The organism is Labrenzia sp. THAF82 (assembly GCF_009363435.1).
Classification (GTDB): Bacteria; Pseudomonadota; Alphaproteobacteria; order Rhizobiales; family Stappiaceae; genus Roseibium; species Roseibium porphyridii.
Genome location: NZ_CP045354.1, coordinates 861450 through 882380, shown reverse-complemented (window position 1 = coordinate 882380; position 20931 = coordinate 861450). Strand labels below are relative to the sequence as shown.

Here is a 20931-nt window from a genome sequence, read left to right as displayed (position 1 = left end):
GGTGAAAAACGCCAAAGATTGCTATAGGAGCGCATTACAGAATTGCGGCGGCGAAAGAGGGAGAGGCTCTCTACCGCATCCCGCGAAAATGCGCTTGTTGAAGGACCTGTCCTGCTCCTGACCTGCGCTTTGAGAGAGTATGCAAGGCACCGGAAAAAACGCAGCCGGACCTTTGCGCAATGAAGGAGATTGCACGTCGTGACCCAGTCCCTCGACAGCTTCAAGTGTAAGAAAACGCTGACCGCAGACGGCAAGACCTATACCTATTTCTCAATTCCCGAGGCGGAAAAAAACGGTCTTGAAGGCGTCTCCAGACTGCCGTTTTCGCTAAAAGTTGTCCTTGAGAACCTTCTTCGCTTCGAAGACGGGCGCTCCGTGACCAAAGATGACATCATTGCTTGCGCGGAATGGCTCAAGACGAAAAAGTCCACTCATGAGATCTCCTATCGCCCGGCCCGTGTCCTGATGCAGGACTTCACCGGTGTGCCGGCCGTTGTGGACCTTGCCGCCATGCGCGATGCAGCCGTGAAGCTTGGTGGCGACCCGAAGAAGGTGAACCCTCAGGTTCCAGTCGATCTCGTCATCGACCATTCTGTCATGATCGACTTTTTCGGCACCAAGGACGCATTCAAGAAAAACGTCGATCTGGAATATGAGCGCAACCAGGAACGGTATGAATTTCTGCGCTGGGGTCAGTCTGCCTTCGACAATTTCCGCGCAGTCCCTCCGGGAACCGGTATCTGCCACCAGGTAAACCTTGAGTATCTGGCCCAGACAGTCTGGACCAGGGAAGACGGCGGCGAGACGATCGCCTATCCGGACACGCTTGTCGGCACCGACAGCCACACAACTATGGTCAACGGCCTTGCCGTTCTCGGTTGGGGTGTCGGCGGCATCGAAGCGGAAGCCGCCATGCTCGGTCAGCCGATTTCCATGCTGATCCCTGAAGTCATCGGTTTCAAGCTGACAGGCAAGCTGAACGAAGGCATCACCGCCACCGACCTTGTGCTGCGCGTGGTTGAAATGCTGCGCCAGAAGGGTGTGGTCGGCAAATTCGTTGAATTTTATGGCCCGGGCCTCGACAATCTCAGCCTCGAGGATGCAGCCACGATCGCCAACATGGCGCCTGAATATGGCGCAACATGCGGCTTTTTCCCGGTCGACAAAGAAACCTTGAAGTACCTGGAAGCAACCGGGCGCGACAAAGATCGCGTTGCGCTGGTCGAGGAGTATTCCAAGGCCCAGGGCATGTTCCGCACCGGCGGCGAAGAACCTGAGTTCACCGACACTCTGGAACTCGACATTTCCACCGTCGTGCCGGCCATTTCCGGTCCGAAGCGCCCACAGGACCGCATCAATCTCTCCGACGCCGCATCCGGCTTTGCCACAACCATGGCGGAAGAGTTCAAAAAGGCGGGCGAACTCGGCAAGCGCGTCAGCGTTGACGGCAAGGACCACGACCTTGGCAATGGCGACGTCGTCATCGCGGCGATCACGTCCTGCACCAATACGTCCAATCCCTCCGTTCTGATCGGTGCCGGACTGGTGGCGCGCAACGCCCTGGCAAAAGGCCTGGATGTCAAACCCTGGGTGAAAACCTCATTGGCGCCCGGCTCGCAGGTGGTGACCGACTACCTGGAGAAGGCAGGCCTGCAGGGTGACCTCGATGCTCTTGGCTTTGATCTCGCCGGTTATGGCTGCACCACCTGTATCGGCAATTCCGGTCCTCTGGATCCGGCAATTTCAAAGGCAATCAACGACAACGATCTGATTGCCTGTTCCGTATTGTCGGGCAACCGCAACTTCGAAGGCCGCGTCAACCCGGATGTCCGCGCAAACTATCTGGCCTCGCCGCCACTGGTTGTTGCCTATGCGATTGCCGGCAACCTCAATATCAACATCACCGAAGACCCACTTGGCAATGACAGAGACGGCAACCCCGTCTTTCTGAAGGACATCTGGCCGACCACGGAACAGATCAGCGATCTGATCCGCTCCTCGATCAACGAAGACATGTTCCGCACGCGCTATTCCGACGTCTTCAAGGGCGATGCGCACTGGCAGGCGATCAAGGTGGAAGGCGGCCTGACCTACACGTGGCCGGTGTCGTCTACCTATGTGCAGAACCCGCCTTACTTCGAAGGCATGACCATGGAGCCGAAACCGCTTCAGGACATCAACGACGCAGCGGTCATGGGTCTTTTCCTAGACAGCATCACCACTGACCACATTTCACCGGCTGGTGCGATCAAACTCGACAGCCCGGCAGGAAAGTATCTTTCAGAGCATCAGGTCGCACAAAAGGACTTCAACTCCTACGGCTCCCGCCGTGGCAACCACGAAGTCATGATGCGCGGCACATTCGCCAATATCCGTATCAAGAACCAGATGGTTCCTGGCGTCGAGGGCGGCGTCACCATGAAGGATGGCGAGAAGGAATGGATCTACGACGCCTGCATGGAATACAAAGAAGCCGGTACGCCGCTGGTTGTTTTTGCGGGCAAGGAATATGGCACAGGCTCGTCCCGCGACTGGGCGGCCAAAGGCACCAATCTGCTTGGTGTGCGGGCTGTGATCGCCCAATCCTTCGAGCGCATTCACCGGTCCAACCTGGTCGGCATGGGTGTCATTCCGCTCACCTTCAAGGACGGTGAAAGCTGGCAATCGCACAACATCACCGGCAAGGAACGCGTCACCATCAAAGGCATCGCCGATATCCAGCCGCGCCAGATGATGAATATGGTCGTCACTTATGAGGACGGCACCACCAAAACCATCGAGTGCCTGTGCCGTGTCGATACCGAGGATGAGCTGGAATACATCAAGGCCGGCGGCATCCTGCACTACGTGCTCCGGAACCTCGTGACTGGCTAAGGCGGGTTACACACGAACAACGATTTCAAGGCCGCTTTTTCAGCGGCCTTGATAGCTCTAAGCTTGGTAAACCCGGCGCTCTTTCCACGTCCATTGAAGGCAATTTCAGCTTCCGGAAAGAGTGCCTGAGGCCGACTGTATCACTTGATAAAAGATACTCTGCGTTGAGCCTGAATCCACAAAATCGCTGAAGATCTTGTAGTTGCAGTAATTTACAATCACAAACACGGAAATTGCGGCGGCCATATCCCGAAATCGCGGATTTTTTACAAAACCGGATACCCGTCCGTCGTCATCGCTCTTCTTGAGCGACATGAAGTCTGAGAATGTCATCAGCACGAAAAAGACAGTAGCAAGGGCTGGATATACCCGCGAGAGACTCTCGATGTCGTTGTAAAAGGGAAATGCATCGCCCCATATGAATACGGCTGTGAGAACGGATACCAGCGTCACCGTGTAGTGCCCGGCTAGAAGCATAAAGACCCTTCGGGGCTGGATGCTATCTATTTGGAATAGAATTCTCGCCATCGCCGTTACCAGTGAAAGCACAATGATGAGAAGCAATATGAAGCTGGTTTGAAATGCAACGGTCGTAAGCTTTTCTTGAATTCCCAGAAAAGGAGCACAATAGACGCTCAGCAATGCAAGCAGCGAGGCGACCGCAACAAGCTCCTGCCAGCCGATGTCTTTGGTCTCGAACACTGTGATGTAGTTTGTACGCCAGATCTGCACCAGCGTCTTGTCGTACTCTTCTGACATCTCTGCCATATCTTCAGTTTTCTTCAAAAAATTTGAGAGTAAAATTCACCGACGTTGGCGTCGAATTTAAAAATATATCATTGAAAGCCAAATAAAGGCCGACATGATCCGCTCTTAAAGTCCTATATATTCTCACACATACCTTACCGGGCCCACCATATCTTTGCATCACCACTTCCAGTATGTGGCTCAAGGTGTCGCCCGACAAGTTCATGTTGCCAGGGAACGCAAAGTTACTTCGTTTGGTAACATCACTAAACGTATCGGTGCCATCATCGAAGGTGAGGTGCCAACCCTTCTTTTTGTCGAACAAGTATCGAGCCCTTGAGACCAGTGACGATCCGGATGGCAAAGCACTGAGGTGGACCTCCTGGTAAACGTCCAAGTCGACGTCCGCGACAAGATTTGCATTGAACGGCGGGCGGGAAAATCTTTTGTCGAAATCAGCTCTAAGAGCCCTTTTGAGATTATCACCATACCCTACAAGAGCGCTCTTCCTGTATTCAATGGTCTCCGACAGCTTTCCGCTTTTGACGAGGTAGTAATTCTCACGCTTAGGCCCAGTCGTGTAATAGATCGCCTCGACCGGAACTTCGTTTTCAAATTCGGACACCAGAAGACTGTTCCCCCTGCGAATGCTCGCAGGGCGCCATTCGTCGTCCGAATGTCTCGATTTATACTTATAGTATACACCTTCACCGAAACCGGAGTTCTCGTGAAAGCTCACGAAATCGGCAGGACATGAAATATACTCAGTACTTATCGCTGCAGTAGACCAGGAAAACGCAGTAATAAAAGCGACGAGCGGCCTGATTAAGCTAGAGCCGAACATAGAATTTTCCCCAAAACCCCTAACCTGCTATTCTATCTTAAGGTGAGATTTTCCAAAAAGCCAACCTGCTTTGGGACACCTGATCACGACTGCTCCGGAACCTCTATCTCCGTTGGCAGCCTGATAATCGGACGCTTCGTAGCAGGGATAAACTTCGGCTCACAGTCTACTGTTAAGTTCCTGCGGCGTTCTCTGGGAGATTTCAATGTCAGATCCAAACTCATCCCAACTTTCCCTCATCGCGCCGGTTTTTCCGGTAAGCGATGTCGCCACCGCAGTCGCCTATTACCGGGACAAGCTGTTGTTCGAAGTGCGCTTCGAGTGGGCCGACAATGAAGCAGAGCCTACGCGTTATGCCATCCTCGGCCGTGACAAGATTGAGCTCCATCTGACGGGAGGCGACACGCCTCACCCGAGGACGGCTTATTGCTTCGTCGATGGCATCGACGGCTATTACGAATTGGCGAAAAAGGCCGGAGCCAACGTCACTGAGGACATCGGCGACCAGCCCTGGGAAATGCGTGAATTCGAAACGAAGGACCCGGATGGCAACGCGCTGATATTTGGTGAACACCTCAGCCGGATGACCGATTGAGCAAACCTCAAGCCTGACCAACGTTTCCGACTTCCTCACCGACCTGATCGGGAAGGATAAACGCTTTCCGTGCAGGGTTTTTTACGGGTCGGACGCGTAATGATTTCAATCTCGACTGCAACGGCTGTCCCGTGATTGTCATCACAACACACTTCTGAGCACTGACCTAAGGTAATCCTCATTGAACGCCTTCCGAACATTCGGATACCGGAGACGATAAATGTGGGATTTTGATTTCGGACGCGCCATCGGCCTGATGGTGCAAACTTTGCCTTATCTGATTTTTAGAGTGATCGTTTATGGCGCCATGGCCGCCGCATATGTGCTCGTGACCGGCCTTGGTGCCGGGGTCGGCTATGGGCTTGGCTGGATCGGCGGGCCTGACAGTCAGGCCGGCTTTGCCTTCTGGGGCGGCTTGCTGGGCTTCGGCCTCACCGCCACAGCGATTTACCTGTTGCGTGAATACCTGCTTTACACCGTAAAGGCCGGTCACATCGCAGTTCTGGTGGAACTGATGGACGGCAAGGAGCTGCCGGACGGTCAGGGACAGGTTGCTTATGGCGGGAGCGTCGTAAAAGACCGCTTTGTCCAATCCAGCGCCCTGTTCGGGCTGGATCAATTGATCAAGGGCGTTGTCCGGTCTATCAGCAGATTTGCCGAAGGCATTGCATCGGTTCTGCCGATCCCGGGCCTGAACGGACTGGTGTCCCTTTTCCGGGCCTTCTTGAAAGTCGCGGTCGGCTTCGTCGATGAAGTTATTCTGGCGCATGCGATCCGGACCCGCTCGGACAATGCCTGGGGCTCGGCGCGTGAAGCACTGGTGCTTTATGGCCAGAATTACAAGCCCATGTTGAAGAATGCCGCCTTCATCGCGCTCTTCACTTACCTCCTCGCCTTTGTGGTGTTTCTGGTGATGCTCGCGCCGGCTGCGGCGATTGTTTACCTGATGCCAGGCTCGTGGAGTTTTGGCGCGCTGGTGTTTGCCATTGTCTTTGCCTGGGCGGTGAAGGCAGCCGTGCTTGAACCGCTTGCGGTCACGCTGATGATGCAGGTCTATTTCAAGGTGACTGACGGCCAGGTACCGAACCCCGAATGGGATGCGCGGCTGTCTGAAATGTCGGACAAGTTCCAGGAGATCAAGGAAAAGGCCTTCACGACCAGCACCGGTGCTACCGCACCGGCTGAATAAGACCGACGTCACCACGCAAGTTGGTGACGAACAAGATTGTCAGGCGACCTGAAACCGTGTTCCATGCCTGACAATCATCTACTGTTTCAGGTTTTGGTGGAGATTTTCATGAAGTCGATTGCGAGCGCTGCACTTGTTCTGGGACTGTCAGGACAAATTGCCCATGCTGATCCGTGTCAGGATCGCTTCACCGAGCTTTATCTTCAGCTGGACCAGGGCGTTCCCACAAAGACGATCGCAATCAACGCTTTCAAGGGTGCTCCGCCTTCGACGAATGAATTTTTGTATCTGAACGAGGATCACTATCTGACGGTTCCAACCGAGCCGGCAGGACCCTGGGTGCTTGGATATGAGAACGTTCTCTACCAGTCCGCAGATGACGGAAAAAGCTGGCAAAAGATCCGGGAAATGGACACTGGCGGCAATGCCGATCAGGCCAGGGCGGACAAGTTGGCAAATGCTGAAACAATCCGGAACGCAGCCTGTTCAGAGGAGGAAATGAACGGCGAAACTCTGGATGTTGTCGCCGCCGACATCACCGTCAGCCAGGGTATGGTCACTGAAAACCGCTATACCTACTGGGTGCGGCGGGCAGACAGCTTCATCGTCAAGGCGGTCTATGACACCAAGGCGCCGAATTTCGAGATGGTGGTCACGCAGACAATCGAAAAGGCGCCGGGCCTGACCCTTCCGACACCTTGAGCGGGTTGACCACTGTCAGACTGATGATCCGGAAGGTTCACCCTCTGCCGCGATAGGACGGCACGCCCTGGTCCGGTATCCAGACACCTTCCGGTGCGGGACCCGTCTGATAGAAAACATCAATGGGGATTCCGCCCCGCGGATACCAGTACCCGCCGATCCTCAGCCAGTCAGGCTGGAGCAAGTCAACGAGGCGCTTTGCGATGGAGACCGTGCAATCCTCGTGAAAAGCCCCGTGATTGCGAAATGAGCCCAGAAACAATTTCAGGGACTTGCTCTCCACCAGAAAATCCCTCGGGACGTAGTCGATCACCAGATGCGCGAAATCAGGCGCGCCGGTAATGGGGCAAAGCGATGTAAATTCCGGCGCAACGAACCGCACCATGTAGCCAGTCCCTGCCTGCGGGTTCGGCACTTTTTCCAGCACAGCTTTCTCCGAATCATCCGGTAACTCAGTGGATGTTCCAAGCTGAGTGAGATTTTCATAAATGCTCTTGTCGCTCATGCAATTTTCCAAAACCCTGAGATGCTCTGAAATAGCCAGCGGTGGTTAGACCTCGGCAGGACGGCCTTTTAACAGGTTCTCTTTGAAAGAGAAATTCATCGACGAACATGCAGCGAAACATCCCATTTTTGCGCGCGCAATCATGCTGTTGACATTTCTCTACAATCGTATAGAAATTAATTTCTATACAGTCGAAGAGAAACTGAATTATGGCCCGACCCAAAGGTTATGATCCCGAAGAAATTGTGAAGCGTGCCACACACGCATTTTGGCAACACGGCTACCAGGCCCTGGGCGTTCGCGAACTGGAGCGCCTGACCGGGCTCAACCAGTTTGCGCTCCGAAGTGAGTTTGGCGGCAAGGAAGGCCTTTATCTTGCCGCGCTCAATTTTTATTCCGAACAGGCAATTTCAATCGCAATGGAGCCCATGAGAGACGGTGGCGGCGTCCCCGAAATTATTGCCTTCCTGCGGTCCTTGATCACCGATGGCTCAATGACGTCGAGCCCCCATGGATGCCTCGTTGTCAACACCGGCATCGAGAATGCACGGGTTGGCAGCGCGGATTTGGACAAAGCCGCCAGACACTATTGGAACGCTCTGGAAAAATGTTTCGAGGCATGCCTGCAAAACGCGATTGATGCCGAAAAAATTTCATCATCGATAGACGCCAAGACTTATGCCAAAGGACTTGTATCGGCGGTGATGGGTGTTCACGCCCAGAACCGACTGGAGGGGAAAAACACCGGTGGCCGGCACCTCGTCGATCTATTGTGCAAACAGCTGACATCACTGGAGACGTCATGACCCGGCATGCACCAGCTCTTGTCCAAATTGAGGGCCATGAAAGCAGCTGGACCATCCAGCGCGGCAACCTCAGATGCAATGTCGTCGGGCTCAAGGACGGCGGCACATGTCTTTACAGTCCTGTTGAAAAGACAAGCAAAGTCGTCGGAGAAGCAGCTCCGATCCGCTTCCTGCTCGCCCCCAATAACTATCACAACAAGGCCGTTCTTGAGCACCTTGCAGCGTTCCCGCAAGCAGAACCGGTCTGCTCCGACAAGGCCAGGCCGAGACTTGAAAAAATCACCGGAACGACATTCGGTTCTTTGACCGAACTGGCTGACGCTCTCCCCGATCATGTGACCATTCTTGAACCCGATGGTCTGAAGACAGGCGAAGTCTGGTTCCGTCTTCAGGGTGATGATGGCGTAACATGGATCGTCACCGATGCGTTTTGCGGCGTCTCGGAAAAGAAAGCTCCTGAAACAACACTTGGTTTTCTAAAGTCGTTCCCGAAATACGGCCTTGCCGACAAGAAAGTTTTTTCAGCTTGGGTTCAAAAGCAGTTGAAGGCTGAAACCCCAAACATGATCGTTCCCTGCCATGGCGGCATCGTGAGGGGGACCGATCTCAAGATAGATATTCTGGCGCTGCTCGAACAGCTTTAAACTCTCAGCCAACAGCCTCGAGACACGTCCAATTTGCATCACGCCCAGATCGCCATCCGCAAGCCCCGGTCATCCCGGCGATAGTCCTTCGGAAAGGGTTCGGCTTTCCCTTTCGAAATCCGCTCGGCAATCAGGGAATTGGCAGCCGCATCCAGAAGGTCATCCCTGCCACAACCGCGTGGTGGTTTCTGGTCCAGAAAGTCTTGCGGCAACCCGTGTGCCGTGAGCAGACCCCGGCGTTGATCCAGTCCCTCCGCGTTGGCCCGGCTTTTGACCTTTTTCGGAAGGCTCATCGCCTGTTCGCCATTCAACCGCCAAAAGGCCAGTTCGGGGTGCACCTCAAACACCCGTTCCTCCAGTTCCGGTGTCATGACTGCATCGATATCCCGCATTTTCGGAAAGAGGTAAAAACACTGCTTGGAAACCTTCTTGGGAGGTTCCGATGTCCTCATCGCAGCCTCGCAGGCCAAACGATAGTCCTCTTCGTAAACCGCGGGACGGGCCGGAACCTGAAAGACCGACGACTGGCGGTCACCAAGGTGCCGGCGCGCGGCTTTTTCCGGCCCGCGCCCTCCAGGTCCGATCGCGTCCGGCAAACCGATCGGCATATCGACGGCGATGATCGAAAGGGATGGCTTATGCTGAAGAATGTCCGCGAACGTCACAAACACCTTCAGAGCAATATCTTCCGGGTCTGCCAGGTTGCGCAGTACTGCAATCCAGCCGGCCTTACAGCCGTCGACACCAGCAACAAAATCCTGCCGGTCTTCAGACACGGGACTTTGCTTCCAGTATCCGCCTTGAAGTCACAAGCGCCATGGCGCGGACAACCGATTGCTGCTCTTCGGCAAACAGCAACTCATCAGCACCTTTCTTGACACTTCGCGCGACGAGCTCAAACACCGAGGCGGATGCCCGTTTCAGAGCTTCTTCGTCATCAAGGCCTTCAAGCAAGTTGCTCAAGAACAGTCCTGCAATCAGATCGCCTGTCCCGTGCGGCGGGTTCGCAATAACCGCATGTTCGGCAGCAACCGCACCACGGGGCCCCGCCAGCAGATTGGCAACCGCATTTCGGCGCATTGCCGGTGATGACGTAACGAGAACCCGCTCGTTGCCAAGGACACGTGCAGCAGCCAATGCGTCGAGCTCGCTTTCGACAGCGCGATCTGTCAACCAACCAAGCTCAAAGGTGTTGGGTGTTACGATATCGGCAAGTGGAACAAGCTTGTCGCGTATCGCATGTGCCGTCGCCTCGGGCACATAAAGACCACCTCCTGAGGCGGACGTGTGGTCACCCATCACAGGATCACACAAATAAGGTGCTTCCGGCGACTTTTGTTTGACCGCTTTCACCAGATCGGCAACAGCCTCTGCTTGCGAAGCCTCACCAAGATACCCCGAAATCACCGCCCCGACTTCACCGAGCTTGTCTGCGCCTGCAAGATCCGCGGCAATGGATCCGAACTCGGCGCTTGGTGGAACGATCCGGGTTCCTTTGCCATGCCCGGGATGCCAGGGAAGCAGTATAGTGGGCAGAAACCAGACATCGTGTCCGATCCGTTCCAGCGCAAAACTCAAACCTCTGCCGCTTATCCCCCCGCGGACCACCTGCGACGTGATGATGAGGATCGACTTTTTCTGTGGCTCGGGGTCACCATGCGTCATAATCTGCGTGTTCCCTGGAAGAGCGCTACTATCGACTGATGTCAGAAGGTCCGGATTCCTTAAGCGGCATCCGAGTTGGATTTAGGATCGGATCCATACCGTTTTTCAATATATTCCAGTACCATTTGCTTGAACTCGTCAGCGATGCGCTCACCACGCAGCGTCGTGACTTTCTCGCCGTCGACAAATACCGGCGCTGATGGTGTCTCACCGGTTCCGGGCAGCGATATGCCAATGTCTGCATGTTTGGATTCGCCCGGGCCGTTGACGATACAGCCCATGACAGCAACGTTGAGATTTTCAACGCCTGGATATTGTTCCCGCCAGGATGGCATGGAAGCGCGAATATGATCTTGAATATCGCCTGCAAGTTCCTGGAACACGGTTGACGTCGTCCGCCCGCAGCCCGGACATGCAGCGACAATCGGCACGAATGCGCGAAAGCCCATGACCTGCAGAAGCTCCTGTGCGACCTGCACTTCCCTGGTGCGGTCACCTCCCGGTTCCGGCGTCAGCGAGACCCGAATGGTGTCGCCGATGCCCTGCTGCAACAGGATGCCCATCGACGCGGCCGAGGAGACAATCCCCTTGGTGCCCATGCCTGCCTCGGTCAGACCAAGATGCAGGGCGTAGTCGCACCGGCGTGCCAGATCGGCATAAACGGCAATCAGATCCTGAACCTGGCTGACCTTTGCCGAAAGGATGATCTTGTCCCGCCCCATTCCAAGAGCTTCGGCGCGCTCGGCTGACAGAAGCCCGGATTGGATAATCGCTTCGCGCATAACGGCTGAGGCCGACACGGGCGCTTCACTTTCCGCGTTTTCATCCATCAGCTTTGTCAAAAGCTCCTGGTCAAGCGATCCCCAGTTGACGCCGATCCGCACCGGCTTTTCATATTTAAGTGCGATGTCGATGATTTGAGAAAACTGCGTGTCCCGCTTTGCCTTAAAACCGACATTGCCTGGGTTGATGCGGTATTTGTCCAGAGCTGCCGCGCAGTCCGGATAGTCATTGAGCAGCTTATGGCCAATATAGTGGAAGTCACCGACCAGCGGCACGTTTACGCCAATTCGCTCGAGCCGCTCCTTGATCCGCGGGACCTGGGCAGCTGCCTCTGCCCGGTCTACGGTAATCCGCACGACTTCGGACCCGGCACGCGCCAGCGCTGCCACCTGGGCAACGGTTGAATCCGCGTCAGCGGTATCAGTGTTGGTCATCGATTGCACCACAATCGGTGCGCCGCCACCAACCATGACGTTGCCAACGCTCACGCCGACGGAATTGCGGCGGGGCAGCGGGTTTGCGAAATCATCAATCATGACAGAAACCAATCGGACCTTTCACGTTTGCCAACCATATGAGGCATCTTGGCGCGACTTTCCAGCGAAGGATTAATGGCTGCGGCGAAAAAGGGCAATTTGCACCGGCGTCGCCTAGGCGCTTGCCAGCGTTCGTTGCATTCGCCAATGTGAACAATTACAACGCCAGCAGACAGTTTTAGACCTTTCGTTCCAGCTCATTTCAGGGAAACCGCATGTTCAAACGGCTTCTGACCGACTCAATCGCTATTGTATTCGGCAATCTCGAAACGGTTTTCAAAACGTGCGGTGCCTGGTTTGCGCTTCAGTTCGTCTTGTCATTGGTCGTTCTGATGATTGGCGGCGATATCTCCGGTGAAGCTCAAGTCGGCAATCTGTCCGGCACTGCAGTACTTTTGATCCTGATCAGCGCCGTGGTTGCCCTGGCAGCGTCCGCTTCAATAGCCGTCGCCTGGCACAGGTTCGGTCTTCTGGGCGAACAACCGGCGACGTTTCACCTAAAACTTGGTCCCCTGGAGCTGCAGTTTGTCTGGAAACTGATCCAGCTTTTTTTCATCTCAATGCTTGTGCTCATACCGGTCATGATCGTGGTGTCGCTGCTCGGCATGGCTTTGCCGCCAGTTGTCGGGGCCCTTCTGGCCGCAGGCCTTCTGCTATTCTGGATCATGCCCCATCTGGTGCGACTAAACCTCGTCTTGCCGGCTGTCGCGATCGAACGGCCAATAGGCATCATGGATGCACACAGACTTGGAAACGGCCTGGGTTGGCGCATGCTCTGGTCGCTGATCGTCTTGTCCCTTCCCTTCCTGCTCGTGAGCATGGGACTTCAATATGTTCTGGCGCTTGCCGGAGCCAGCCTCCCGGTTGTTCTCATTCAGATCAAGGTTCTGATTTTGAACGTGTTACTGCAGATCATCGTGACGGTGCTTGGCATCTCAGTAATTACGGCCGGGTATCGAATTGCGACAGAGCAGCCCGAAGTCAGCGACAACCCCGAAAGGACCTGACAAGGACACCCCATCTGGTGTTTATCGGCCAGAATCCCTACCTTGGGCGATGACAGCGGTCTATCCGGGAGCAGGATATGTTCATTACCGTGCTGGAACGGTCTTTTTCCTTGGCGCAGCACAATGTCGGCACGCTTCTCAAAACCGGCTGGGCCTATATTCTTCTTCTAATTGCACTCAATTTCGCAATTGGTGGCACCTTGATGCCAGAAAGTGGCTTCAAGACTGTTTCCTACATGACCGAACCGGTGGCCGAAGCCGACGAAGGAGCATTGCGTGCGCTCGCAGCGATCGCCAACCTGCTGGTCGGGTTTTCAATCGCGATTGCCTATGTCCGCCGCATACTGATTGAAGCCAACGATTTTCCGATCGTGTTCGGCAAACGCACCATTCGCGTCATTCTCAACCAGATTATCCTGGGGCTGATCGGCATGCTCTCGCTGATACCCCTTGTCATTGTTGCCTCCTTGCTGGCGGCCGTGACAGCCGGCTTCGGACTGTTGCTACTTTTTCTGGCGCCCTTCATTGCGCTCATGGTGGTCCAGCGCTTGTCTGTGGTGTTACCCGCCGCAGCCGTCGACGATCCCCTCACCTTGAAAGAAAGCTGGCGGGCGACATCAGGACTTGGCTGGGCCATGGCATTTGCAGCCCTCGTCATGAGCCTTCTGGCTGGATTTCTGATCGCAATGTGGGGCTTGTTGCTCAGCATCAGCGACGGTTTGTTGCCAGCCAGCGAACTTTGGCCGCAAATCAGATCTGCCATATTCCCGATGGGGACCATGCTCATTTTTGTCTGGATCTTCGCCAGCCTCCACGCGACGTTTTATGGATTAATTCGTGAGCGCTTTGCTGAAAAGCTCGGGTTGAAAACCGAGGACTACACAATGGCGGATGAAATAAAATCTGCCGCGCGAGCCAAAGCGCGCAAAGCACTGGCCGGAGCAAACCGGATGGATCGGCGTTAGTCGGCATTCGAAGCCGCACGCCGCAATGAACCGAGCTTTCGGGACGCCGCAATCACTTTTCATCATTCCGATGTTGCAGCGCGGCGTGAACTGGTCGAATGTTGGGCAACTGTTTTTCTCATCGGGAGATCTTGAATGCTTGCCAACAAAACCGCCGTCGTAACTGGCTCCACATCCGGTATCGGCCTTGGGTGCGCCAGAGCATTTGCGGCAAAGGGTGCCAATGTGGTGATCAACGGCCTCGGTGATGCAGACGAGATCGAGAAGACCCGCGCGGCCGTTGAAGCCGATTTTGGTGTGCGCTGCACCTATTCCGGTGCGAATATGCTGAGCGGTGACGAAATTGCGGCCATGATTTCCGACGCGGAGAAAGAATTCGGATCCGTCGACATCCTAGTGAACAATGCGGGCATCCAGCATGTCTCTCCCGTCGACGAGTTCCCGGTCGACAAGTGGGACGCAATCATCGCCATCAACCTGTCTTCTGCCTTTCATGCCGTTCGCGCGGCGCTGCCGGGCATGAAAACGCGCGGTTGGGGCCGGGTTATCAACACTGCCTCTGCGCACGCATTGGTCGCCTCGCCATATAAATCCGCTTATGTCGCCGCAAAGCACGGAATTGCCGGGCTGACAAAAACCGTTGCCCTGGAAGTCGCCGAACAAGGCATTACGGTCAATGCGATCTGCCCGGGTTATGTTTGGACGCCATTGGTGGAACGGCAAATCCCCGACACTATGAAAGCCCGTAATATGACCGAAGAAGAGGTCAAGAAAGACGTTCTTCTGAAGGCCCAACCGACCAAACAATTTGTGACCATCGAGCAGGTTGCCGCTTATGCCACTTTCCTGTGCTCAGATGATGCTGCGTCGATTACGGGGTCGATCCTTCCGATCGACGGTGGCTGGACTGCGCAATAACGCTTGTCAGGTCGATGACAGCTGATCACGGAGGGCCGCCGTGGCCTCGCCCAAGAAAATAAATCTCGCCCTTCAAGGTGGCGGCGCTCACGGCGCTTTCACCTGGGGTGTGCTCGACTGGTTTCTGGAAGACAGCCGCTTTGCAGTGGATGCCATCACAGGCACATCCGCCGGTGCCATGAATGCCGTTGTCATGGCCAGCGGTATGGAGGCAGGTGGAGAAGAAGGGGCCAGGGTCAGTCTCGAAGCCTTCTGGCGCGAGGTCAGCGCGCGCGCCCAGTTCAGCCCGATACAGCGTTCACCACTCGACATTTTGCTGGGGGAATGGAGCCTCGATCATTCGCCGAGCTATCTTTATTTCGACGTCATGTCACGCTTCGCCTCTCCTTATGAGTTCAATCCGCTGAACATGAATCCGCTCCGGGACGTTGTCGACGACATTGTCGACTTCGAGAAAGTGCACTGTTGTTCGGGACTCAAACTGTTCATAGCTGCAACCAACGTTTTTACGGGCAAGATCCGGATCTTCAGCGAAAAGGAGGTCACGATTGATGCGGTAATGGCCTCAGCCTGTCTTCCCCAACTTTTCCAGGCGGTCGAGATTGAAGGAGAGCCTTACTGGGACGGGGGCTTCATGGGCAATCCGCCCCTTTATCCGCTGTTCTACAACACAGACACCCCGGACGTTGTTCTTATCCAGATCAATCCGCTCGAGCGCAAACAAGTACCCAAAACCGCGCGGGAAATCGTCAACCGATTGAATGAGATCACTTTCAATTCAACGTTGCTTCGGGAATTGCGCGCGATTGATTTCGTCACTCGGCTTATTGAGGACGGCAAACTGTCCGATGAGGAATACACCAAGGTTCATATGCATCGGATATTTGCCAGCGAACTGAAACCGCTTCAGGCATCGTCCAAACTCAACGCCGAATGGAGTTTCCTGACCGAATTACGGGACCTCGGGCGCGAAACTGCCAAACAGTGGCTGGACACGCATTACGACGACATCGGCAAACGGTCGACCATCGACCTGCGGTCGGAATTCTCTTAACGCTTTGCTAACCGTATTTGCAGGCAGCCTTGCAAATTGCAATGCATGACTGGTGAAGCAATCCTAAATGAAATCAGTATCTAGTTCTGCAGGAGCGCCGCATGACTAGATCTTGATGCTTTTTTGACAAATTCAAACTGGCAAGGCTTTTGCGAATGAATTGGCACGCTGATTGTCAGGTTGTGCGTCGTCAGCGCTTTTGTGACGGAAGAAGCGGGCACCTGCGACCCCGCCCGCTTCTTCCCTCCGCTTCCTCCCGGTTGCTCATTTCCCCATAGCAAATCACTTCACAGGTTGGACAAATCCAGCGCTTCTTGACGTCCATCACATTTCTTTTTCATATTTTTCCGGTCTTGTGGGGTGCAGCGGTCCTTAAACTGCCGTTTTGGAGACCTATTTTTATAAGAAGCATTCAAAAAGGGATGAGCAATGGGCGACAAGGTATTCCAAATTCTGGCAGGCTGCCTCGGCGCCTTCGCGCTATTTGCGGTTTCAAACAGCGCGTTCGCCGAAAATGACCTGAAACGTATGGCGGAGATCAAGGAAAAGGGCGGATGCCCGAGCTGCGATCTGCGTCTGGCCGAACTCAGGTTCTTAAATGTCGAAAATGCAGACTTCAGCCGTGCCAACCTTCGCGAGGTCGATCTCAAAGAAGCGATCCTCCCAAATGCGAATTTCCAAAGAGCGGATTTCCGCAGAGCGGAGGCTGAGCGCGCAGATTTTTCCGGCAGTGACTTTACAGACGCAACCATGCGCTCCGTCGATCTGGAAAAAGCAAACTTGAGCAATGCCAAGTTTGAGGACACCGACCTTCGCGAAGCCGACCTCAACACGACCATCCTGACCGGCACCGCGTTCGATGGTTCGGATATCAGAAATGCCTCTTTCATCAGATCAGTTGCTGAAAATGCGTCCTTCAAAGGCGCAAAAATGGACGAGGTCAACCTGGAGCGCGTCGACCTGAGCAACGCCAATTTTGAAAATGCCCGACTTCGCCAGGCTAAGCTCGACCGCATCAAGGCACACAACACCAATTTTGCGAATGCAGATTTTAGCGGCGTCCGCCTTGTCAGTGCAGATCTGACAGGTGCGAATTTGACGGGCGTTGATTTCGATGGCGCGCTGCTCCGTAGAACACGCCTTGTCGGTGCGGATCTGACGGGAGCCACCAATCTCGATCCCAGCCGCATTCTTGGCGCTTGCGGAGATGAGAACACCAAGCTTCCGAGCGGCATCAAACTGATCAAGTGCTCTTACTAGGGTCAGTTTCCGTTCGAAATCTGTGCCAACAGCGAAAGAGCGCTTACCGGTTTCACTGGCTAAATTGTTGAAGTCGATTTTGTTTGCGGCCCGCCCAATCGTGCGGGCCGCTTTCTTTGATCAGGCCAGATGATGCACACTCTGGAGGCCATAGACCGGAGTAGGTAAACCTTCCATCCGCGCTTTCAGCTGCAGCGCCAGAAACTGCGAGTAGTGGCGGGACTGGTGAAGATTGCCACCATGGAACCACAACGCTTCCTGTTGGGTCGGCTTCCACATGTTTCGTTGTTCGCCTTCCCAGGGGCCTGGATCTTTGGTGGTGCTTGAACCAAGTCCCCAGACCTTGCCGACCTTGTCGGCCATATCCTGTCCCATCAAATCGGCAACCCAGCCGTTCATGGACCCATAGCCGGTCGCATAAACGATCAGATCCGCCTCCAGTTTGGACCCGTCGTTCAGAACCACCCCGTCTTCCACAACTTCAGTAACCTGACCGCGCTTCAACTTGATTTCACCGTCAATGATGAGCTGGCTGGCACCGATATCGATATAGTACCCGGAGCCACGGCGCAGATATTTCATGAAGAGGCCGCTGTCGTCGTCGCCCCAATCGAGCCAGAATCCAGCTTTTTCAAGACCATCATAGAAATCGGCATCGCGTTTCTTCATCTCTGCATAAGCAGGGATCTGGAACTCGTGCAGGATCCTGTAGGGCAACGACGCAAATATGAGATCGGCTTTTTCTGTCGTCACACCTGCCCCTACGGCCTCTTCGGAATAAAGCGCCCCAAGACCGACCTCCATGAGCGTATCGGACCTTACAATGTGGGTCGACGAGCGCTGGACCATCGTGACATCGACGTCTCCCTCCCAAAGGGCCGCACAAATATCATGGGCTGAATTGTTGGAGCCAACGACAACAGCTTTCTTGCCGCGATAAGCGTCCGGGCCTGGATGCTTTGACGAATGCTGCTGGTCTCCCTTGAAGCTGTCCATCCCGGGAAACACCGGAATATTTGCTTTGCCCGACATTCCCGTTGCCATGACGAGTTGCTTCGGGCGCAAGACGACTTCTTCGCCGTCACGGTCCACGACGATAGTCCATTCCTTTGCTGCTTCATCATACTTGGCTGACTTGGCGACCGAACGCGTCCAATAATTCAGTTCCATCACCTTGGTGTACATTTCCAACCAGTCCCCGATCTTGTCCTTCGGGCTGAAAACGGGCCAGTTCTCGGGGAATTTGATGTATGGAAGATGGTCGTACCAGACAGGATCATGAAGGCAGAGCGACTTGTACCGGTTGCGCCAGCTATCGCCCGGGCGGTCGTTCTTTTCCACGATGATAGTCGGCACACCGAGTTGGCGAAGCCTGGCGCCGAGTGCAATTCCGCCCTGCCCGCCGCCTATGATCACGCAGTACGGTTGCCTTGAGTAGCCAAGTTCCGCCGCCTCATTCTCCCGCTCCTCCTTCCAGGTCGTACGATGCTTTGCTGCACCGTGCTTGGCACCCAACGGCCGATCAAACCCTTTTGGCTCCTCGTGCCCCTTGAGTTCAACCATCGTTGTCAGAAGGGTCCAGATCTTTCCGTCCTTGAGCCTGAGCAGTCCATAGCCGCGGGCAAGCGCGGTTTCAAACTGGATCCAGGCTGTGACAACACCGCCTTCTTCCGTTGGAACTTCACCATCGGCCAGTTGCCAGTTCCTGGGCGCTGTTGAAGCCAGCTGATGTGATAGCAGGTCTTTGACCTGCTCCTTGCCTTCGACTGTTTTGATGTTCCAGGTGAAAGCGACCAGATCCCGCCAGTAGCAATCGTCCTGGAACATCTCCACCGCTTCATCGATCTTTCCTGTTTCAAGGGCATCGCCAAACGTCTTAAGAAACGTCTCGGTCTGGTGGATCAAAGGTGTGTCGAGCATTGCATTCCTCCCGCGGTACCGCTCTTTGTTCAGATGGGAGAGCATTGCAGAGGGCAGCATCGACTTGCCATCAAGCAGTGGTCCTTTGCGTGATTTAGACGCTCGAATGTGGTAGCGGCGTTGCGTGCGCAACAACGCGCAACAGTTGGGTCAGGTCTTGCGCAACAGGCCAGCCTTGCGCACCCGTCGCAGAACTGTCGAACGGTTTACGCCGAGACGCCGCGCAGTAACGGACATATTCCAGTTGCAGGCATCGAGAAGTGACTCCAGATCCTCTGTCGGGTCTGTCTCGATGTGCCTGGCAAGAGGGGGCGGCGGCAAGTCCGGCAGATCAATCACGGACCCTTCCGAAAGCGCTATCGCAACATCAAGTGCGGTTGCAAGTTCTCGAACATTGCCGCGCCATTCCCGCCCGCGAAGTTCGGCAAGTGCCGCCGGAGAAAGACGGAAGTTTCGGGGAGATCGTCTCAAGAGACGGTCGACCAACCATTCAAAATCCTGGCGATGACGCAGCGGAGTGACCGGCAGAACAGCCCCAGCCAGCCGGAAATAGAGTTCCGGCCGTATCAACTGGGCGACCTGAGGCCCGACGGGGTCCTGGCGCGTGGACGCGATCACCCTCAGATCGTCTCGCGATTCCAACAATGCCAGCACGGCACCTTGACCGTCAGCATCCAGATCTTCAATGCCTTTGAGGAAGAGCGTTCCTGCGCCAGCACTGCGCAATCCTTCGATCTGTGACCTGTTCAATCCTGAACAGGTCACGAGATGAAAAGACCTGTCGGCAGGACCGAGCACATGAACTGCCCGTGCAAGATACTCCTTACCAGTTCCCGTTTCTCCCAACAGCAGCAATGGGACTTGCGTCGGTGCAAGGCGTGCGAGCTTCGACATAAGCTGCCGCAGCATTGGATCAGGACCGCAGAAGCCACGCAAAGGTCCGCTAACGGAGCCCGTTTCGGAATGACGCGGGAGGCGCGCTGACTGTGGTGCAATGGCGTGCCCAAAGAGGCCTCGTCCATCCCGAAGACGAAGAACACGTTCCTCCGTTGGCCGGCCGCGCATGAGATCCGGCAATGCATCGACATCAAGATCCATATGCATGTCGATCCTGGTGCCGATCAACTCGGTTCGGCCTTCAGGCGCCAGACACTCTCTGGCCCCGTGGGTCATGCCGATAATCGTGCCGTTTTCATCGAGCGCGACAGCTGCCTCCGGGTCGACTTCCAGGAATTCAGCCGATGTTGAAAACCGCAAAACCCAGTCCCGGCGTGTCATGGCCATGAGGTTGGCCATTTCGACGCGCCTTACCGATGCCTTGACGAGGTTCATCGCAAGGTTCTGGCTCGACTTCGGAGAAGGGGACCGCAGCAACGAAACATCAAGAACAGCAGCAAGATTACCGCTTGTGTCGTAGATCGGCGCAGACGTGCAGGACAATGGCGTATGCGCAAACCCGAAATGATCACTTTGATGGATCGTCACTGCCTCGCCGGTAACAAGACAAGAACCAACACCACAGGTCCCCGCAAGCTCTTCCGACCAGTCCGACCCTAGATAGAGTCCAGCCTGTCTCAACTCGTCTTCAAACCGCGGATCGCCGAAGAAGTCCACGCAGATGCCCTTCGCATCCGCGAGCAAGAGGACATAATTCTGACCGGCAACCTGCTTGAAAAGACTTTGGAGGCCGGACCGGGCTGTCGCAATCAGACGTTCAGACTGTTCCTGGTGTTCGCGAAGCTGATCGGCAGTAACAATGTGCGCCGGCTCAGGACGCGTCGGGTCCATGCCGTAGGTTTCAACGCAACGGCGCCAGCTTTGCGAGACAAGCCCGTCCCGGCCTGTTTCAAAACCATTGAGAACCCGGTCGATCTCGCTCACATGTTCATGATCGCGCATGCCTTCCTCCCTCGGCAT

General features: G+C 55.1%; 19 protein-coding genes. 11 read left to right on the top strand and 8 right to left on the bottom strand.

The window, feature by feature from the left end:
• The first annotated feature begins 198 nt into the window (after positions 1-198).
• Positions 199-2874, top strand: a complete 2676-nt coding sequence (gene acnA / locus FIV00_RS04375; protein WP_152499610.1) for an aconitate hydratase AcnA — start codon at positions 199-201, stop codon at positions 2872-2874.
• 105 nt (positions 2875-2979) lie between these two features.
• Here acnA and FIV00_RS04370 read toward each other — a convergent pair whose 3' ends face one another.
• Both FIV00_RS04370 and FIV00_RS04365 read right to left on the bottom strand, forming a co-directional pair.
• Entirely contained in the window at positions 2980-3660 is a 681-nt protein-coding gene (locus FIV00_RS04370) for a hypothetical protein (protein WP_152499609.1), read from the bottom strand.
• Positions 3647-4246, bottom strand: a complete 600-nt coding sequence (locus FIV00_RS04365) for a hypothetical protein (RefSeq protein ID WP_152499608.1) — start codon at positions 4244-4246, stop codon at positions 3647-3649. Before FIV00_RS04365 ends, FIV00_RS04370 begins: the two co-directional genes overlap by 14 nt.
• A 424-nt stretch (positions 4247-4670) precedes the next feature.
• Between FIV00_RS04365 and FIV00_RS04360 the strand changes: the two genes are divergently transcribed.
• The 3 genes from FIV00_RS04360 (at position 4671) to FIV00_RS04350 (ending at position 6951) form a co-directional block, all read left to right on the top strand.
• Positions 4671-5060, top strand: coding sequence for a VOC family protein (locus tag FIV00_RS04360; protein WP_152499607.1), 390 nt, complete (start codon positions 4671-4673; stop codon positions 5058-5060).
• A gap of 220 nt (positions 5061-5280) precedes the next feature.
• On the top strand, positions 5281-6249 hold the full coding sequence (locus FIV00_RS04355; protein ID WP_152499606.1) for a hypothetical protein: 969 nt from the start codon (positions 5281-5283) through the stop codon (positions 6247-6249).
• 108 nt (positions 6250-6357) lie between these two features.
• Complete coding sequence (locus tag FIV00_RS04350; RefSeq protein WP_152499605.1) at positions 6358-6951, top strand: hypothetical protein; 594 nt, start codon at positions 6358-6360, stop codon at positions 6949-6951.
• A gap of 37 nt (positions 6952-6988) precedes the next feature.
• On the opposite strand, the gene queF is transcribed toward FIV00_RS04350, so the two are convergent.
• On the bottom strand, positions 6989-7456 hold the full coding sequence (gene queF / locus FIV00_RS04345) for a preQ(1) synthase (RefSeq protein ID WP_152499604.1): 468 nt from the start codon (positions 7454-7456) through the stop codon (positions 6989-6991).
• A 209-nt stretch (positions 7457-7665) separates the two neighbouring features.
• Here queF and FIV00_RS04340 point away from each other — a divergent pair, with 209 nt between their 5' ends.
• Both FIV00_RS04340 and FIV00_RS04335 read left to right on the top strand, forming a co-directional pair.
• Complete coding sequence (locus FIV00_RS04340; protein ID WP_152499603.1) at positions 7666-8262, top strand: TetR/AcrR family transcriptional regulator; 597 nt, start codon at positions 7666-7668, stop codon at positions 8260-8262.
• Entirely contained in the window at positions 8259-8906 is a 648-nt protein-coding gene (locus FIV00_RS04335; protein ID WP_152499602.1) for a hypothetical protein, read from the top strand. The genes FIV00_RS04340 and FIV00_RS04335 overlap by 4 nt, the downstream gene beginning before the upstream one ends.
• 38 nt (positions 8907-8944) lie before the next feature.
• Here FIV00_RS04335 and FIV00_RS04330 read toward each other — a convergent pair whose 3' ends face one another.
• Genes FIV00_RS04330 through ispG form a run of 3 tightly spaced genes read right to left on the bottom strand, consistent with a single transcriptional unit; the run spans position 8945 to position 11890 of the window.
• The gene (locus FIV00_RS04330) at positions 8945-9682 is read right to left on the bottom strand and encodes a DUF429 domain-containing protein (protein ID WP_152499601.1); all 738 of its coding nucleotides are present in this window, start codon (positions 9680-9682) and stop codon (positions 8945-8947) included.
• The gene (gene pdxY / locus FIV00_RS04325) at positions 9675-10571 is read right to left on the bottom strand and encodes a pyridoxal kinase (RefSeq protein WP_152499600.1); all 897 of its coding nucleotides are present in this window, start codon (positions 10569-10571) and stop codon (positions 9675-9677) included. The genes FIV00_RS04330 and pdxY overlap by 8 nt, the downstream gene beginning before the upstream one ends.
• 59 nt (positions 10572-10630) lie before the next feature.
• Positions 10631-11890, bottom strand: coding sequence for a flavodoxin-dependent (E)-4-hydroxy-3-methylbut-2-enyl-diphosphate synthase (ispG, locus tag FIV00_RS04320; RefSeq protein ID WP_152499599.1), 1260 nt, complete (start codon positions 11888-11890; stop codon positions 10631-10633).
• A gap of 215 nt (positions 11891-12105) precedes the next feature.
• On the opposite strand from ispG, the gene FIV00_RS04315 reads away from it, so the two are divergent.
• The 5 genes from FIV00_RS04315 (at position 12106) to FIV00_RS04295 (ending at position 17094) form a co-directional block, all read left to right on the top strand.
• Positions 12106-12897, top strand: a complete 792-nt coding sequence (locus FIV00_RS04315) for a hypothetical protein (RefSeq protein ID WP_152499598.1) — start codon at positions 12106-12108, stop codon at positions 12895-12897.
• Between the two features lie 77 nt (positions 12898-12974).
• Complete coding sequence (locus FIV00_RS04310) at positions 12975-13862, top strand: 4-hydroxy-3-methylbut-2-en-1-yl diphosphate synthase (RefSeq protein ID WP_152499597.1); 888 nt, start codon at positions 12975-12977, stop codon at positions 13860-13862.
• A gap of 135 nt (positions 13863-13997) precedes the next feature.
• The gene (locus FIV00_RS04305; RefSeq protein ID WP_152499596.1) at positions 13998-14780 is read left to right on the top strand and encodes a 3-hydroxybutyrate dehydrogenase; all 783 of its coding nucleotides are present in this window, start codon (positions 13998-14000) and stop codon (positions 14778-14780) included.
• A gap of 40 nt (positions 14781-14820) precedes the next feature.
• On the top strand, positions 14821-15834 hold the full coding sequence (locus FIV00_RS04300) for a patatin-like phospholipase family protein (RefSeq protein WP_152499595.1): 1014 nt from the start codon (positions 14821-14823) through the stop codon (positions 15832-15834).
• 429 nt (positions 15835-16263) lie between these two features.
• Entirely contained in the window at positions 16264-17094 is an 831-nt protein-coding gene (locus tag FIV00_RS04295; protein WP_152499594.1) for a pentapeptide repeat-containing protein, read from the top strand.
• 120 nt (positions 17095-17214) lie between these two features.
• Here FIV00_RS04295 and FIV00_RS04290 read toward each other — a convergent pair whose 3' ends face one another.
• Both FIV00_RS04290 and FIV00_RS04285 read right to left on the bottom strand, forming a co-directional pair.
• A complete protein-coding gene (locus FIV00_RS04290; RefSeq protein ID WP_152499593.1) occupies positions 17215-19014 on the bottom strand; it encodes an NAD(P)/FAD-dependent oxidoreductase in 1800 nt (599 codons plus the stop codon).
• Positions 19015-19164: 150 nt separating this feature from the next.
• Entirely contained in the window at positions 19165-20913 is a 1749-nt protein-coding gene (locus FIV00_RS04285) for a sigma-54-dependent Fis family transcriptional regulator (RefSeq protein ID WP_152499592.1), read from the bottom strand.
• Positions 20914-20931: the final 18 nt, after the last annotated feature.

Coding starts and splice junctions, on each gene's coding strand:
- FIV00_RS04360 (WP_152499607.1), top strand. CDS start 4,671: ATGTCAGATCCAAACTCATCCCAACTTTCCCTCATCGCGCCGGTTTTT.
- FIV00_RS04355 (WP_152499606.1), top strand. CDS start 5,281: ATGTGGGATTTTGATTTCGGACGCGCCATCGGCCTGATGGTGCAAACT.
- FIV00_RS04350 (WP_152499605.1), top strand. CDS start 6,358: ATGAAGTCGATTGCGAGCGCTGCACTTGTTCTGGGACTGTCAGGACAA.
- queF (WP_152499604.1), bottom strand. CDS start 7,456: ATGAGCGACAAGAGCATTTATGAAAATCTCACTCAGCTTGGAACATCC.
- FIV00_RS04340 (WP_152499603.1), top strand. CDS start 7,666: ATGGCCCGACCCAAAGGTTATGATCCCGAAGAAATTGTGAAGCGTGCC.
- FIV00_RS04335 (WP_152499602.1), top strand. CDS start 8,259: ATGACCCGGCATGCACCAGCTCTTGTCCAAATTGAGGGCCATGAAAGC.
- pdxY (WP_152499600.1), bottom strand. CDS start 10,571: ATGACGCATGGTGACCCCGAGCCACAGAAAAAGTCGATCCTCATCATC.
- ispG (WP_152499599.1), bottom strand. CDS start 11,890: ATGATTGATGATTTCGCAAACCCGCTGCCCCGCCGCAATTCCGTCGGC.
- FIV00_RS04315 (WP_152499598.1), top strand. CDS start 12,106: ATGTTCAAACGGCTTCTGACCGACTCAATCGCTATTGTATTCGGCAAT.
- FIV00_RS04310 (WP_152499597.1), top strand. CDS start 12,975: ATGTTCATTACCGTGCTGGAACGGTCTTTTTCCTTGGCGCAGCACAAT.
- FIV00_RS04305 (WP_152499596.1), top strand. CDS start 13,998: ATGCTTGCCAACAAAACCGCCGTCGTAACTGGCTCCACATCCGGTATC.
- FIV00_RS04295 (WP_152499594.1), top strand. CDS start 16,264: ATGGGCGACAAGGTATTCCAAATTCTGGCAGGCTGCCTCGGCGCCTTC.
- FIV00_RS04290 (WP_152499593.1), bottom strand. CDS start 19,014: ATGCTCGACACACCTTTGATCCACCAGACCGAGACGTTTCTTAAGACG.
- FIV00_RS04285 (WP_152499592.1), bottom strand. CDS start 20,913: ATGCGCGATCATGAACATGTGAGCGAGATCGACCGGGTTCTCAATGGT.